Here is a 15356-nt window from a genome sequence, read left to right on the forward strand (position 1 = left end):
AAGCAATACGGATGAGGGGCACAGGAGGGGTTGCCGTCACGGGTACTGGTGGCCCCAACTCCACTATCCAGCTGGTTCCGCTCCAGGCTTCACGGATGTGCGTTAGTGCTTGTTTTGCCCGCAACGTCTAGGTGATGCTGCAGCCTTGGCTGCTCTCGCGATTGGTTGCCCAAAAAAGGGATGTGACGCTTTCCCTGAAACTGGCTGTGGATCTGGTGATGCAACATCTTCTTGTTGTTTTTACCGTGAGCAGGAAATCGGCTCCCTGCTTCTGGAGGTCTTGAAAACGGTCGCCGGTGGCGTAGCAGGCCTGGGCTATCCGCAAGCCTGGAGCAGCGGAGTAGAGCGTCATTTGGCCAATGTAGATATATTCGGCGGCAAGCCATATAGCGACTCAACGCAAGCTTTGGGCACGATCGAGCGCCGCAAAGTCTTGTCGTCACACACCAGCTGATCGAGACACACTATGCCTCAGCAAATCTAAGCGATCGTAAATATTGTTAGGTCACAGATCTGACACGCCAACTTGGAAGAAGCAGCGGGACGAGTTCACCGACGCGGAGCCCTGAGCTTGATCCACAAACCTCCACGGAGCGCGGCGTGATGCCAGTAGCAAAGTATTCTTAAAGTTAATCTTAGCAGATCCGGTAGACTATGGCAGTATTTCAGCATCCCCAGCAGCAGCAAATACCAGGCCGGAATGCGGACGCGCGCTGCATGCGGGCATCAGGAATCGCCTTGAGTTAGCTGATCTGACCGAGATCAGTAGAGGCTGCGGAGCCTGCGTGCCCTGGGACGGAGCCATTGTGCCGACCTCAACTCATGCTGACAGCCCAGGCAAGCCAGACTGTGCAACAATTTAAAGCAGCTCCACGGCCATGCAAGCTGTTATGCTAATTTAAATTCCATTGGCAAGCCAATGTGGAACAGAGACAAAATGTTGCTACAATCCCCCATGGGTAGTAGCATAAGTCCCTTTGAAATTTGTACCATCACGAAATGAGGACAAACCAACATTGACCGATTCGCAATTCTTGGGGATTTTGATATGATTTCTGCGTATTTAATTTTCCTGGTTTGATATTATACGCTTAGAGACTTCTTGGAATTGCTCACCAGGCTATTTCTGTTGAGTGCTTTCCCGAAAGCAACCCTCCGGAGAGTGCGTGTTTGTGGTCGATGATATGTTAATTCCATAGTAGCCTTTTTGCATTCCGTGCATGACTAAACTTGTAATATTCGCGCCTATAATAGATCCATGGTTTATATTTGTAGGGAAGGCGTGCGCGGAGATGGGCATAAGCTGTAGGTTGATTACGCTTAATGAAGAGGTTAGCCAAAACGATGGAGACGGCCAAGACTGTTTAAAGTGGCTCGGCTTAAATCCATCATTCATAGTTGAAAAGTTCAACTTAAATGAGTTAAATTCGCTTTCTGGTGAGACATGTTTCGTACTGCTTAGGGGGAACTTTGGCGCAAGAGAGCGCACCTTGGTAGGCAATTTTTGTAAGAATTTTTCTAGAAAAGTAGCCTTTTTGCATTTTGCACCTAGCTCTATTGCATGGCAAGCAAAGCAAGTTTCCAAGGAAATATTAAGACCTTACTTTAGTTTATTTACTGAAATATGGACGTTGGATGCAAATATAAATCTTCTAAGTAGGATTCTCGCAAAAAAACATCGATATTTTGGAGTTTTTCCCCACCAAAGATGCTGCATACTTCATCAAAACTGGTCTCGCCTTGCAGAAGATATACCCATAGGGGATCGGCGATACTTGTTTGCATGGTCCGGTTCAGCAAACCCCATCCGTGATCCTCTTGCAGAAAAAATTAGGAAATGCTTGAATGCAAGTAGAGAATCTACTTGGTTTGAAGGTATTACAGGTACTCATGAAGTTATATGGAATTACGATCAACCAGGATCTATTCGTCCCAGGCCCTATGATTCCTATATCAGCGAACTTGAGTCAGCCTGGTTTACTCTGTGCCTTCCGGGATTTACTGGCATTACACATAGAATGCTTGAGGCTGTGCTACGCGGCTCAATACCCATCATGCCGGAGGAGCTAGTCAAATTCCATTGCCTACCGCTTCTTGACAGGATCAATGTAATACTTGTCAAAAATGGAGACTGGATAGAAGCATTAGAATATATAGAAAGAATGAAATATAGCGATAGGATGTCTATGCAAAACCAGGTTTGCAAGCTGGCGCTATCAGATGCTAGTCTGGCATCAATTTCAGCCATAACCGTTCAAAATATTCTTGGCAATCACTTTGCAATGGCTTAAGTTTTGTTGCGCAAACCCGAAGAAAAAAACTATTTCCTATGTGCGGCACAAAAAACTGCTAGGTCCAATACTGGTTCAGCAATCCTGGGCAGATCAGTGCATTATTCTCATGTACAGTTATCCGCAGGGGTTCTGAATATTTCTAGAAGCCCTTGAATTCAGATTGCAGATATTAAATTATTAAGTGGGACTCCTAAAAAAGCCAGATTGACTGCGGCGCAGCTTGGTTCAGCGATCAAACCCGATAAACTTGTCTTGTACAGGGCAATTTATGAATCCTAAGCTGCTGAGCACCGCAGATATACCGGAAACTCAATACTGGTCTGATTTCATTCAAGGTTTTTCAGGTGCCTTGTGACGGCACGTTGGACACGGACTATGCCACCGAGTGACCTTCTACTCTTTCAAGACACGGGAACAGTTGGAAGAAACATATGCCCCTCACTTCAATCCCGCCACTGGCGCCCCAGCAAAGCCTGTACGGATGGCGTATGGTGCATATTTCATCAACCAGAGGATTGGCCTTAGCAACGAGGAGACTGTTGAGCAGATCCGAGAATATGCATATATTGCAGTTTCCCTTGGCTTTGCCGGCTATTCCAGCATCGCACCATTTGCCCCATCAATGGTGGTTCATTTTTGCTAGGAGCAGCCTTCTTGATGAGTAACGCTTCTCGGAGGAGCAGCTAAATCGGATTAATGAATTCATTGCCGCACGGGGTGAAGCCATGGTGATTGGGGCTGTGGCGTCACTCCCAGATGAAGGCGACTCTGATAATCCAGATGCTGGTTCAGGCTAACAGATTTCAATTGTCGAACTCGTGAAGCTTGCAGATTGGTCGGAGGATAAGCAAGCACTAGGGTGTACTCACCATCGATGCCTCTTGCACTCAAGCCGACATCACCTATCCAACTGATTTTTAGTTGCTTTATGATGCTAGGGGTTCAACCGAGCGGATCATTGATGATCTGTGCAACCAATAATTAAGACTTCGTAAATACAAGCCCAGTTATTATCGTGGTAGGGCAGGTGCTTCTTTCCTCAATGTAGCCAAACAGATAAGGCCACAGCGACGCAAAACAAAAGCCGCAATACGCCGTCTGCTTGACTCCCTGCAGCGGAATCTTGATGCTACCGATACCCTTAGCACCTCTGGCACAATGCCTTCGGGCTTGAGGACCAATTGGTGGCACAAGCTTCTTGGCATCAGCCAGCCGATTCGTGCCTTAACATCCTACTGGACTCAATCACGCGCAGCATGCCCGATTGCATTGTGAACTTGGTTTTGCGACAGGTACGGCCCATCGTTCATATCAAGGCTAGAGCTGCTGTTGAGTTTGGTACCCAAGCCCGGATGGCTTCCGATTGCGGTAGATAAGTGTTTGCGCGCCAAATGGCGTTGTCTTTCTGTAGAGGTTCGGCTGGGATCCATACAACGAGTCCGATGGCCTAATTACATAAGCCAAGAAATACAGCAAGAGTATGGATGTTGCCCCGAGCGAATCTGTGCAGTTCGCATCTACATCAATACCAAGAATCGAGACTTCTGCGCCAGGAGCAATAGGGCACCTCGAAAAATAGGATCAGTCCTTGCGTTGAGGCGACAATAGCTTATAATTTAGATAGTTAATTGCATCCCTGGTATGGGTCAAAGAGGCTTCTGGGACGAGCAGCAGAGGATTGAAAAGCCCAAGCCCAAAAAGCCTGTTCTCGATCGACTCTCCGAATCGATTCCTTGGGAATCATTTCGCCTACTGCTTGAAAAAGGTTATGCGCAAGAGCGCAAAAGCAATGCTGGTCAGCGGAGAATTGATCTGCTAATTCTCTTTAAAAATGCTGGTGCTTCATCAGCTTTTAATTTGAGCGATGATGAAACTTAATTCTAGCTAAATGATCGCCGTTCTTTTGAAGAGTTTGTTGGCTTAGGCGTAATGAACGATATTCCCGATGCTACTACTCTCGCCTTTTTCGAGAAAGGCTTCGCAAGGCCGGAGTGATCGAAGAGCTATTTGAAAAGTTTGAGTCATATCTTCGGACTCAAGGTCTCGAAGCCCGTGGCGGTCAGATGATCGATGCAACGCTCGTACTAGTTCCAAGGCAGCGAATTAGCAGAGAAGACAACAAGGAGATCAAAGAGAATCGCATGCCTGATGGTTGGGACGATAACCCAGACCGATTGCGGCAGAAGGACTTGGATCCGCGATGGGTTAAAAAGAACGGCATCAATCACTACGGCTACAAGAACAATATCTGTATCGACGTGGAACATGGATTTATCAGGCGCTATGCTGTGACACCGGCAAATATCCATGACAGTCAGATGCCGCTAATGCTTCTCGATCCTGAGAACACAGATGATTATGTTTGGGCAGATTCTGCCTATGCAGGTGAGTGCTTTGAAAACCTACTGAATCTTGTCGGTTTTGAAAGTTGCATTCACGACAAAGGCAGCCGCAATCACCCGCTAAGCGATACAGCCCAAGAGCGTAACCGTATTAAATCAGCAATAAGAGCTTGTGTTGAACATGTTTTCGGCTGCATGACCATTCCTATGGGCGGCAGGATGACTAGAAAAATAGGGCTTGAGAGAAACAAAGCATGGTGGGGTCTCATGAGCCTGGCATTCAACTTCCTGCGATATCTTCTTAGAGCGGATCGTGGGTTTGCACTCGCATGAGTAATAATCAGCACGAAGCCGCCTGAGCCAATTCAGTCATTTTGATGTACAATTTATTAGACCCTTTGGAGTCTCAAGGCGTTTTTTCGTAGGCTTCTGTAGGTTTGGAATTCTTGATTTTACGAGGTTTCCAATATACGATTCTCAGGTAAGCGATAGGGGAGGCCGCCGAAGATTCCATAGATCAGTGCTGCTCACAAGAATCAGCCCTCGCAGACCAGCGTAGGCGAAACGAGGAGGAAGGATGCTTTTTATGAAGAAAGAGAAAGTATTCACTAGATTTGATTATGGCTCGGTTGAGTAAAGGTGCAAAGAAAACCATCTCCATGCCCTTTGTGGTGATGTGCGCTGGGAAGATTTGGAGACTTCTCCCTCCTTTTATCACCATTTTGCTTGGTTCTGCGGCTGGCAATATTCAGGTTGCCTCTGGATGGGGCTCAGGAACATTTGGAAGCTTTAAGCACACGAATCACTCGCTACTTGCTGACCGTGCGTTTGAGCTGCCTACGCCTTGGTATTTGGTGCAATCGGATCCAGCGTGCGTTTCGCTTTCAAGAGACCCTAATTTAGAGCTGCTTATGGCTCTAGTTCAGATGTGTTGCTCACAGGCGATCTTCTTGATTTTGGTTTCCTGATGAATGCCCCAGAACTTGCCAGCGGCATCTTGATTCAGACCGTTGCCGATTTTCTAGCAGCAATCGGCTGACCCATCCCCGTTGCCGCCAGGCCCCGGTGGGAAGGCTGACTTCATCAACACCAATTCTCCCGGAGCCTGCCCATGCCCCGCACCGCTGCGCGCCGCCAGGGGGACTGGGCTGAGCAGCGGGTTCTGCGTTTGCTGGAGCAGCGGGGCTGGCGCCTGCTGGCGCGCCAGTGGACCTGCCGCTGGGGCGAGCTGGATTTGGTGCTGGAAAAAGCCGGCCGGCTGCTGCTGGTGGAGGTGAAGGGCCGCCGCCGCTGCGGACCCGATGGCTGGGGTGTGGCGGCCCTGCATCGGGGTAAGCGCCTGAGGCTGGAACGGGCCTGGGCCTGCTGGCTGGCGGCCAATCCCGATTGGGCCGCCAGCTCGGTCGAGCTGGTTTTCGCCCTGGTGCCCCTGGCCCCGGCCCGAGGGCCAGTGCGTTGGCTGCGCCTCGATCACTGATGGGCGGGTCACCCACGAGCCCTCTTGGCTCCTCTGAGCTTCCCTTGGGATGCTGAACTGCAGGGCCCAGAGACAGCGGCGAGATCCATGAGTTTTGCTGCCCATCGCGTCCGTAAGCGCTTCGGCCAGCACTGGTTGATCGATCAGGATGTGCTGGGCCGCATCGTGGCGGCGGCAGGGCTGGGCAGCGGCGATCGGGTGCTGGAGGTAGGGCCGGGCCGGGGGTCCCTGACTGAGCGGCTGCTGGCCTCCCCGGCGGCGGCGGTGCTTGCGGTGGAGCTAGACCGCGATCTGGTGGCAGGCCTGCAGCTGCGCTTTGCAGACCAGCCCCGCTTCAGCCTCACCTCCGGGGATGTGCTCAGCGTGGAGCTGCCCGCGGCCAACAAGGTGGTGGCGAATATTCCATACAACATCACGGGGCCCCTGCTGGAGCGCCTGGTGGGCCGGCTCGACCGTCCCGTTGCCCGGCCCTACGAGCGCCTGGTGTTGCTAGTGCAAAGGGAGGTGGGCGAGCGCATTCGCTGCCTGCCGGGCTCCAGCGCCTATTCGGCCCTGAGCGTGCGGATGCAACTGATGGCCCGCTGCCAGCTGGTCTGCGCCGTGCCCCCCCGCTGTTTTCAGCCGCCACCGAAGGTGCACTCCGAGGTGATCCTGATCGAGCCCCTGGGGGCGGATCAGCAGCTGGAGCCAGGGGTGGCCCGCACGGTGGAGATGCTGCTCAAGCGCTGTTTTGGCGCCCGGCGCAAGATGCTGCGCAACACCCTGGCGGGCCTGCTGCACGAACCCCAGCTGGCCGCCCTGGCGGCCGCGGCGGGCATCGGCATGCTCCAGCGGCCCCAGGAGATCGCGCCGGGGGCCTGGGTGGTGCTGGCGGGCAGCTTGAATCAGGCGTGCAAAGCGTCCGCCCAGGTCGATTCCCATGGCTGATCTCTGTGTGCGGGCGCCCGCCAAGATCAATCTGCACCTGGAGGTGTTGGGCCTCCGACCCGACGGCTTCCACGAGCTGGCAATGGTCATGCAGTCGATCGATCTGGCGGATCGCCTCTGGTTGCGCCCCAGCGCCGACGGCCAGATCAGCCTCCGCTGCGACCGACCAGAACTGCCCACGGATGGCACCAACCTGATCGTGCGGGCGGCGGAGCTGCTGCGGGCCCGCTCGGGCCTGGTGGAGCTGGGGGCGGAGCTGGTGCTGGAGAAACGCATCCCCATCGGCGCTGGCCTGGCAGGGGGCTCCAGCAACGGGGCGGCCGCCCTGGTGGGTCTCAATGCCCTCTGGGGCCTGGGCTTTCGGGCAGAGGCCCTCCACGCCATGGCGGCCGAGCTGGGTTCGGACATGCCCTTCTGCCTCGAAGGCGGCACCCAGTTCTGTTTTGGCAGGGGCGAGCGGCTGGAGTCGCTGGAGCTCCAGGCCCCCCTGAAGCTGGCGCTGCTGCTGGTCAAACATCCCCAGGTGAGTGTCAGCACGCCCTGGGCCTATGGCCGCTGCCAGGTGCTGCGGGGCGACTTTTACCTCCAGGAGGAAGGGGAATTTGAGCAGCGCCGCCAGGCCCTGCGCCAGGGGTCGCTGTCGCAAGCACTCGTGCGGGGCCTGGTTCAGGGCACACCATTGCCGCCCCTGCGCAACGATCTCCAGGCCGTGGTCGAAGCCGAAGTGGAGAGCGTGCGCCAGGGCCTGGCCCTGTTGCGCCAGGTGCAGCCGCTGGTAGAGCAACCGCTAACCGTGGCGATGAGCGGCTCGGGGCCCAGCCTGTTTGCCCTCTTCTCCAGCCTGGAGCGGGCCCAGGCTGCCCATGCCGCCCTGGCTTACGAGCTAGAGCAGGGCGGCTTTGGGGCCTGGTGCTGCAGCTTCAGCAGCCGGGGTGTCAGCCTGGGGGGGTGATCGACCCTGCTCCCAGCGCCGCCCCCCCTGCCGAGCGACCCCGCAAGGGGCCGCTGAGCTTCCTGTCGGGTTCGCTGACCGCCGGGTTGCTGGCCTGGCTGGCCCTGGGACTCAGCCAGCGGCTGGTGGGCTACTACGCCCTCCATCCCCCCCGCTACAGCTCGGCGATTGCCCAGAGCATCGCCACTGCCCTCAAAACCCTGATTGTGGGCATGTCCTTTCTGGCCACCTTCAGCTTCGCCTTTATCGCCCTGGGCCTGGCCCTGGTTTTCCTGCGCAGCCTGGTGCCGGGATCGGCATCAAGCGCTGGCGAAGTTGAGAAAACTCCCTAACGTCTCGCCATGACACCCCACGATCTGGGCCTACTGGTAACGCTGCTGTTGCCGGGCATGTTGCTTTCAGTGCTGCTCCTTTCCACCTTCGCCGCCGGCGGCTGAGATAGGTTGGCACCTATCTGGCGCATGGCCCCCCGTGGCAGAAACCCTGCTGTTCAATGCCCTCCGGGAAGCCATCGACGAGGAGATGGCCCGCGACCCCCACGTCTGTGTGATGGGTGAGGACGTCGGCCAGTACGGCGGCTCCTACAAGGTGACCAAGGACCTCTACGAGAAGTACGGCGAATTGCGGGTGCTGGATACGCCGATTGCCGAAAATTCCTTCGCCGGCATGGCCGTGGGCGCCGCCATGACGGGCCTGCGCCCGATTGTGGAGGGAATGAACATGGGCTTTCTACTGCTGGCCTTCAACCAGATCTCCAACAACATGGGCATGCTGCGCTACACCAGCGGCGGCAACTTCACCATTCCCACCGTGGTGCGCGGCCCCGGCGGGGTGGGTCGCCAGCTGGGGGCTGAGCACAGCCAGCGGCTCGAGGCCTACTTCCATGCGGTGCCCGGCATCAAAATCGTGGCGGTGAGCACCCCCACCAATGCCAAGGGCCTGATGAAGGCGGCGATCCGCGATAACAACCCGGTGCTCTTCTTTGAGCACGTGCTGCTTTACAACCTCTCTGAAACCATTCCCGAAGGGGACTACATCTGTGCCCTTGACCAGGCTGAAGTTGTTCAGCAGGGCAGCGACCTGACGATTCTCACCTACTCCCGCATGCGCCACCACTGCCTCAAGGCTGTAAAGCAGCTGGAGCAGGAGGGCGTCTCAGTGGAGCTGATCGATCTGGTCAGCCTCAAACCCTTTGATATGGAGACGATCGCGCGCTCTATCCGCAAGACCCACCGGGTGATCGTGGTTGAGGAGTGCATGAAAACCGGTGGCATCGGGGCCGAGCTGCTTGCCCTGATCACCGAGCATTGCTTCGATGACCTCGATGGCCGACCGATCCGCTTGTCCTCCCAGGACATCCCCACCCCCTACAACGGCACCCTGGAAAACCTCACGATCATCCAGCCCCATCAGATTGTTGAGGCTGGACAGCAACTGATCGCTGGTCGGCTCTGAGATGGCCCGCCAACAAGGGTGGTTTGCCCTGATCCTGGCGCTGGCGATTGCCGCTGGATCCCTGCTGTTCAGCTGGAATACGCCCGAGACCCCCCTGGGTCAACGCCTGGGCCTGGACCTGCGCGGTGGCAGCCAGTTGACCCTGCAGGTGCTGCCAGCCGGCAGTGTCAAGGTGGTGCAGAAGGAGCAGCTTGATGCCGTCAAGGAGGTGCTCGATCGCCGTATCAACGGGCTGGGAGTGGCCGAGTCAACCCTCCAGACCGTGGGCGACAACCAGCTGGTGCTACAGCTGCCCGGAGAGCAGGATCCAACCCGGGCTGCCACCGTGTTGGGCAGCACTGCCCTGCTCGAGTTCCGCGCCCAGAAGCCCGGCACCGAGCAGCGCATGCAGGAACTGCTGGGCCTCAAGCGCCAGGCAACAACTCTGCTGGCGAGCCTCAGAGCTCCTGCAGCAGAAGCCAAGCAGGCCGATCGCGACCAGCTGGAATCCGATCTCAGCCGTATCAACACCGACATAATCAGCCTCTATGAGCCAGCCCAGCTCACCGGCAAGGATCTGGTCACAGCCGGTCGCCAGCAGCAGCAAAGCGGCAGCTCCTGGGAGGTGACGCTCAGCTTCAACAAGCAGGGGGGCGACCGCTTTGCCCAGCTCACCCAGTCGATCGCCGGCAGTGGGCGGCTGCTGGGCATCGTGCTGGATGGCCGCTCCATCAGTGAGGCCAGCGTGGGCCCCGAGTTCAAAGCTGCTGGCATCAGTGGTGGTTCGGCCAGCATCACTGGCAATTTCACTGCAGAGGAGGCCCGCGATCTGGAGGTTCAGCTGCGCGGTGGCTCCCTGCCCCTGCCGGTGAAGATCCTCGAGGTGCGCACAGTGGGGCCCTCCCTCGGTGCTGAAAATATCCGCACCAGCCTGCTGGCTGCCCTCAGCGGCCTGCTGCTGGTGGCAGTTTTCATGGTGGTTGTCTATCGCCTAGCAGGCGTGGTGGCAGTGCTTGCCCTCTCCCTCTACGGCCTGTTCAACCTGGCCGCCTTCGCCCTGATTCCAGTGACCTTAACCCTGCCAGGAATAGCAGGATTCATCCTCTCGCTTGGTATGGCTGTGGATGCCAACGTGCTGATATTTGAGCGAATCAAGGAGGAGCTGCGTTCCGGCAACACCCTGATCCGCTCGATTGAAACGGGCTTCTCCCTGGCATTCTCATCGATTCTGGATGGCCAGGTAACAACCTTGATCAGCTGTGTGGCGCTGTTTGCACTGGGCACCGGCTTTGTTAAGGGTTTTGCAGTGACCCTGGGCATAGGTGTGCTGCTCAGCCTGTTCAGCGCCCTTACCTGCACCCGCACCCTGTTGCGAGTTGTATTGAGCTATCCGGCCTTACGCCGGATTGATTATTTCCTGCCCCTGTCGCAGCGGTCCGAGGGAGTGGCCTGAGATGCTTGCTTTTCGAGTCAACCGTCAGCGTCGCCTGCTCTGGCTAATTTCGCTAGTGGCCCTGTTGCTCAGCCTGCTCGGCATGGCGATCAGCTGGAGCAGGCCAGCCATCGGCGCACCGCTGCGGCCAGGCCTGGATTTCACCGGCGGCACCCAGATCCAGATTGAGCGGCGTTGCGAATCCAGCTGTCCTGCCCTCAGCGTGGCAGCCCTGGAGGGATCCTTGGCCAGTCTGAAACTTCCAGCCGACCCCGGCCAGCTGGCCCCTTCCCTGGCTGGTGGGGCGGTGCAGTTGCTCGATGGAGGCCGATCGGTGGTGCTGCGGCTACCCAGCCTCAGCCCGGATCAGTCCCAGGTTGTGCTGACCAGCCTGGAGAGCCAGCTAGGAGACACGGTGCCAGGCGGGCTGTCTGTAGACACCATTGGCCCCTCCCTTGGCCCCCAGCTGCTCAGGGCGAGCTTGATATCACTGCTGGTGAGTTTTGTGGGAATTTCCCTATACATCAGCTTCCGCTACGACCGGCTCTACGCCTTCCTTGCCTTGCTGTGTCTGGCCCATGACGTGCTTATTACCTGCGGTCTGTTCGCCTGGCTGGGCCTGCTGGCGGGGGTTGAGGTCAACAGTCTGTTCGCCGTGGCCCTGCTCACCATCGCTGGCTACTCGGTTAATGACACGGTGGTGATATTTGATCGTATCCGCGAAAAGCGCTCCCAGCTCAAGGATCTGCCCCTGGCAGACCAAGCCGATGAGGCCGTGATTAGCACCCTGACTCGATCGATCTACACCTCGCTTACCACCCTGCTGCCCCTGCTTGCTTTGATCTTCTTCGGAGGTAGCACTCTCTTCTGGTTTTCGGTCGCCCTCAGCTTTGGCATCATGGTGGGCGCCTGGTCGAGTATCGCCGTAGCACCTACCCTCCTGCCGGTTTTGAGCCGTCGCTGAGCCATTGCCCAAATCCTTCGGTTTGCGTCCTCGTCCCGGCGGCTTTTGGTATGGGGTGCCGTTGTTGCTGGGTCTTTTGGCCCTGCTGGATCTGCGGGTTGAGTTGCAACTACTGGCAGACCACTTCACTCTTGCGGCAGTGGGGGCAGCAGTTCGCAGCCACTTGCTGGCGGTGGCGGTCTTAATCCTTTTACCTTCATTATGCAAGGCCTATCGAGTGAGATAGATGATTAATTATGTCCATTGGCGCAAACCGGTAGATAGGCAAGGGAAATGGCGCCATTTAAACATTCTTCGGTGGTCCGCTCTCGGGGGTGTTGTTAGCGTCTCAATCCTCGTTTCTGCTTGATATCTTCGTCCTAGTGTCCACCCAATCTGCTCATAGTTGCCCTAAATGGGCTATTGGCATTGCCCTCAGATGGCTAGATGAGCCCCATTTTGGCCACTCGCTAGCTTAGCTTCGGCTTGCCTGACCCTTGAAAATGTATTAATATACAAGCCCAGTCAAGGGGAGCTTTAATGTCCCTGCTTGGGTTGGTTGTGCTTCGGGCCTAGGCGCCCAAGCCGCCAATGCGCTGTAATAAAGGAAGTCAACTTTATGCCCCCCTTTTTTGCTTGCATAGAAGATTATGTTAAAGCTAATCAGCACATTCCAGAGTTTTGTTGCCACATGGCTGACTCTTGGACGTGATGACCAGTCCTTTATTGGCGCTCCCTGGGTTTGCCGCTTTCTTCAGTCTGCCCCAAAGCGCTACAAAAAGAGACTGGCCTTAAATTTTTTGTCAAGCAGCCCCCATTATTTTATCGAATAGCTTCACCAGACTACGCCAGGATGCCTAGGCGAAGATGGCTTGAGGCTGAGGATGAAAGGAATCGGACTACAAGGCTCAAGCTATGCAAGGAGCTACTCGAACCGTACATGGCTGAAGGAGCTACTGTATTGGATATCGGATGCGGGGGGGGATATCTTGCCAAGGCCGTCAGTAGTAAGGCTGGCAAGGTTTTTGCAAGTGACATCTCGCTGGGAGTTATAGAGTGTGCGAAGATTCTTAATTCAAGCCCCAATATTGAATTTGTTCACTCCTCGCCTCCTGGCTGGCAAACTGTCCCCGACGGATCAATTGATCTTGCCTATTCAGTGGCTGTGATTCAGCATGTTCGTTCCTCATTAATACATTATTTGTTCGATATATTGTCTAAAAAGCTAAAGCCAGGCGGGCAAGCTTATCTAATAGTCCAGTTGGAAGGCGATGAGTGGAGAGAGGAGGAGGAGTGGGTTCGAGATCAGAGTCTCATGGGCCGATTGAGATGGAAATATGCTCTTAACTTTTTCCCCCGAACTGAACAATACTTTCGTGACCTCTGTAACTCTGTTGGCCTTGACTATTGCTCAGTTAAGCCAGCCAGCGATATTCTCTCCAGTAAATATGACGATGTTTACCAGCAGCATTTATTGCATGTAGGAAAAATATAATATATCTTATGGCCCGCTTATAGGTTTAAATTTTAACCCTGCCTTGCAGGGCTTGGTCAATCAATGTATTGTTTCCGCTATCGATATTGCCCGGCTGGGCGTCTAGCGCGATCAAACAGTATCTGGATCCGTAGAATCCTGCCCCCATCCAGGGGCGCACTATCACCACCGTCGCTCCGGTCCCCAGGTCCAGTATTGCCGATATTGGCTACTGGATTCAGGAGAATCCAACGATCTGAGAGGAACGCCCCAGCTTTGGCGAACCGAACACAGATCACCCGATCGCAACTCAGCAGGTTGCCGTCCGACATCGATGACCGCTACCCGTTGAGCCACCATTAGCTTGCGCAGCTTGGTAGGCCGATTATCGCCTTGGTGAGCAACCACTCCGGAAAAATGAGTTTAATGCCCCGATCGTCCAGAAGCATCTCCTAAGTTGCTGCTGCTTGGCCCTGGCGCCCAATGCTGCTGCCGCTCGGCTTGCTTGGGATCGCTCAACAGCTGATAGCGAAAGATCCCCACCAGCACTAACCGCACGTTCTGCAGCATCCAGCTGCGTGGTGCCCCCTGCAAGGCCGAACTAGCCGCCCAGAGTGAATAACTGATGAAGGGTCTAGGGGCCACCATGCTGGTTAGTATTAGCGAATAGGGCCCCATCATTTTGGGGCTGGTCATGGGCCGATCCAGCCAATCTGCCATGTCATACATCCCAAGGTGACGCAGAACAGTTTCAGTCCTTCCCAGGGAAGGTAGCGATTGCTGGAATCGGCCCTATCGGCCGCCACATCGCGGTAATTGTTCAGCCGGTAGATCGCGCTGGAGCTCAGGCAGAAGGCCACCAACCCCATCCGGCCGGTAGCCGTACATCACTTCAAAGCGGAAAGCTGGCAGGGGCGCCGCTAAAACCAGCAGTACATTGCTCCCCTGCTGCGGGCATCAAGAATTAGGAGCACCAGCGGGCAGTGGCCTTGTTCAGGCAACTAATTCGGCAATCGCACCATCGCCACCTCCTCGCGCAGGTGGGGAAGCAAATAAAGGCTGCTCGAGCCTTGCTGCGAGGGCTCCTGCGAGGACTGGCCAAGGTGAATGGGGAATGGAGGTTCTGGAGCACGTTGGCGATGGCCTTGGAGGCAGCGCTAAGAGCGAAAGGCTCGGATACTTTCAGTTGGCTCAAAACTATGCCAAAATCTGGAATAACTGCTTAGCCTGTCGTGCCCATGCAATGCTGGCCTCAATTTCCGATGCCACCCTCAATCACGTCACCCATCGAACTTTGATAAAGGCATGAAAGCTGTCATCCTGGCGGGGGGGCTTGGCACTCGCATCAGCGAGGAAACCCACCTCAAGCCCAAGCCCATGGTAGAAATCGGCGGCAAGCCGATACTTTGGCATATCCTCAAAACCTACAGTCAACACGGAATAAACGATTTTGTCATATGCTGTGGATACAAAGGATATGTAATAAAAGAATATTTTGCAAATTATTGCCTGCATACGAGTGACGTAACGTTCCATATGGATCTAAACCATATGGAAGTGCACCGCCGAGCCGCTGAACCTTGGAAGGTAACTTTGGTTGACACGGGCGAAGCAACTATGACAGGCGGCAGGCTAAAACGCGTTGCCGACTATGTCGGAGATGGTACTTTTTGCTTTACCTACGGAGATGGATTGGCAGATGTCAATATTGCCGCCTCGATTGAATTTCACCGCTCTCATGGAAAGCAAGCGACCCTAACGGCAGTACAGCCGAAAGGGCGATTTGGGGCGATACAGTTTTGCGATCAAAATTTTGTGCACCATTTTCAGGAAAAGCCCCAAGGCGATGGCAGCTGGATTAATGGTGGCTATTTCGTTTTAGAACCTGCCGTAATAGATCGAATCTCAAACGACCGCATTACCTGGGAGCAGGAACCACTCAGGAGTCTGGCTTCTGATGGTGAATTGGCGGCATTTCAGCACAATGGCTTCTGGCAACCCATGGATACCTTGAGAGATCGTGTACAACTTGAAGAGCTTTGGGAAACTAATAAGGCTCCTTGGAAGGTGTGGTGATGCAA

At 55.2% G+C, this 15356-nt stretch carries 15 protein-coding genes; 14 read left to right on the top strand and 1 reads right to left on the bottom strand.

The window, feature by feature from the left end; all coding sequences use genetic code 11:
• Positions 1-145 precede the first annotated feature (145 nt).
• The 13 genes from KBZ15_RS06045 to KBZ15_RS06110 all read left to right on the top strand — a co-directional run bounded on the left by KBZ15_RS06045 (position 146) and on the right by KBZ15_RS06110 (position 13296).
• Complete coding sequence (locus tag KBZ15_RS06045) at positions 146-454, top strand: hypothetical protein (protein WP_255014193.1); 309 nt, start codon at positions 146-148, stop codon at positions 452-454.
• Between the two features lie 766 nt (positions 455-1220).
• Entirely contained in the window at positions 1221-2291 is a 1071-nt protein-coding gene (locus KBZ15_RS06050; protein WP_255014195.1) for a glycosyltransferase family 47 protein, read from the top strand.
• A 388-nt stretch (positions 2292-2679) separates the two neighbouring features.
• The gene (locus tag KBZ15_RS06055; RefSeq protein WP_255014198.1) at positions 2680-2937 is read left to right on the top strand and encodes a hypothetical protein; all 258 of its coding nucleotides are present in this window, start codon (positions 2680-2682) and stop codon (positions 2935-2937) included.
• 998 nt (positions 2938-3935) lie between these two features.
• A complete protein-coding gene (locus KBZ15_RS06060) occupies positions 3936-4172 on the top strand; it encodes a hypothetical protein (protein WP_255014200.1) in 237 nt (78 codons plus the stop codon).
• 113 nt (positions 4173-4285) lie between these two features.
• Positions 4286-4969, top strand: a complete 684-nt coding sequence (locus KBZ15_RS06065) for an IS5 family transposase (RefSeq protein WP_255014203.1) — start codon at positions 4286-4288, stop codon at positions 4967-4969.
• Between the two features lie 778 nt (positions 4970-5747).
• Positions 5748-6113 carry a YraN family protein gene (locus KBZ15_RS06070; protein WP_255014205.1) on the top strand — a complete coding sequence of 122 codons (366 nt, stop codon included), beginning with the start codon at positions 5748-5750 and terminating at the stop codon, positions 6111-6113.
• 87 nt (positions 6114-6200) lie between these two features.
• Positions 6201-7040, top strand: coding sequence for a 16S rRNA (adenine(1518)-N(6)/adenine(1519)-N(6))-dimethyltransferase RsmA (gene rsmA, locus KBZ15_RS06075; protein ID WP_255014207.1), 840 nt, complete (start codon positions 6201-6203; stop codon positions 7038-7040).
• The gene (ispE, locus tag KBZ15_RS06080) at positions 7033-7992 is read left to right on the top strand and encodes a 4-(cytidine 5'-diphospho)-2-C-methyl-D-erythritol kinase (RefSeq protein ID WP_255014209.1); all 960 of its coding nucleotides are present in this window, start codon (positions 7033-7035) and stop codon (positions 7990-7992) included. The genes rsmA and ispE overlap by 8 nt, the downstream gene beginning before the upstream one ends.
• Positions 7989-8324, top strand: coding sequence for a DUF3082 domain-containing protein (locus KBZ15_RS06085; protein WP_255014211.1), 336 nt, complete (start codon positions 7989-7991; stop codon positions 8322-8324). The genes ispE and KBZ15_RS06085 overlap by 4 nt, the downstream gene beginning before the upstream one ends.
• Before the next feature lie 139 nt (positions 8325-8463).
• Complete coding sequence (locus tag KBZ15_RS06090) at positions 8464-9447, top strand: pyruvate dehydrogenase complex E1 component subunit beta (protein WP_255014213.1); 984 nt, start codon at positions 8464-8466, stop codon at positions 9445-9447.
• A 1-nt stretch (position 9448) separates the two neighbouring features.
• Entirely contained in the window at positions 9449-10879 is a 1431-nt protein-coding gene (gene secD, locus KBZ15_RS06095; RefSeq protein WP_255014215.1) for a protein translocase subunit SecD, read from the top strand.
• Between the two features lies 1 nt (position 10880).
• The gene (secF, locus tag KBZ15_RS06100; RefSeq protein ID WP_255014217.1) at positions 10881-11822 is read left to right on the top strand and encodes a protein translocase subunit SecF; all 942 of its coding nucleotides are present in this window, start codon (positions 10881-10883) and stop codon (positions 11820-11822) included.
• A gap of 832 nt (positions 11823-12654) precedes the next feature.
• Entirely contained in the window at positions 12655-13296 is a 642-nt protein-coding gene (locus tag KBZ15_RS06110) for a bifunctional 2-polyprenyl-6-hydroxyphenol methylase/3-demethylubiquinol 3-O-methyltransferase UbiG (RefSeq protein WP_255014226.1), read from the top strand.
• 671 nt (positions 13297-13967) lie between these two features.
• Here the strand turns inward: KBZ15_RS06110 and KBZ15_RS06115 are convergent.
• On the bottom strand, positions 13968-14135 hold the full coding sequence (locus KBZ15_RS06115) for a hypothetical protein (RefSeq protein ID WP_255014219.1): 168 nt from the start codon (positions 14133-14135) through the stop codon (positions 13968-13970).
• A 445-nt stretch (positions 14136-14580) separates the two neighbouring features.
• Between KBZ15_RS06115 and rfbF the strand changes: the two genes are divergently transcribed.
• On the top strand, positions 14581-15351 hold the full coding sequence (rfbF, locus tag KBZ15_RS06120) for a glucose-1-phosphate cytidylyltransferase (protein ID WP_255014222.1): 771 nt from the start codon (positions 14581-14583) through the stop codon (positions 15349-15351).
• The last annotated feature ends 5 nt before the right edge of the window (positions 15352-15356 follow it).

Origin of the sequence: Cyanobium sp. BA20m-p-22 (assembly GCF_024346275.1) — a bacterium.
Classification (GTDB): Bacteria; Cyanobacteriota; Cyanobacteriia; order PCC-6307; family Cyanobiaceae; genus Cyanobium_A.

Coding starts and splice junctions, on each gene's coding strand:
- KBZ15_RS06050 (WP_255014195.1), top strand. CDS start 1,221: ATGACTAAACTTGTAATATTCGCGCCTATAATAGATCCATGGTTTATA.
- KBZ15_RS06060 (WP_255014200.1), top strand. CDS start 3,936: ATGGGTCAAAGAGGCTTCTGGGACGAGCAGCAGAGGATTGAAAAGCCC.
- KBZ15_RS06070 (WP_255014205.1), top strand. CDS start 5,748: ATGCCCCGCACCGCTGCGCGCCGCCAGGGGGACTGGGCTGAGCAGCGG.
- rsmA (WP_255014207.1), top strand. CDS start 6,201: ATGAGTTTTGCTGCCCATCGCGTCCGTAAGCGCTTCGGCCAGCACTGG.
- ispE (WP_255014209.1), top strand. CDS start 7,033: ATGGCTGATCTCTGTGTGCGGGCGCCCGCCAAGATCAATCTGCACCTG.
- secD (WP_255014215.1), top strand. CDS start 9,449: ATGGCCCGCCAACAAGGGTGGTTTGCCCTGATCCTGGCGCTGGCGATT.
- secF (WP_255014217.1), top strand. CDS start 10,881: ATGCTTGCTTTTCGAGTCAACCGTCAGCGTCGCCTGCTCTGGCTAATT.
- KBZ15_RS06110 (WP_255014226.1), top strand. CDS start 12,655: ATGCCTAGGCGAAGATGGCTTGAGGCTGAGGATGAAAGGAATCGGACT.
- rfbF (WP_255014222.1), top strand. CDS start 14,581: ATGAAAGCTGTCATCCTGGCGGGGGGGCTTGGCACTCGCATCAGCGAG.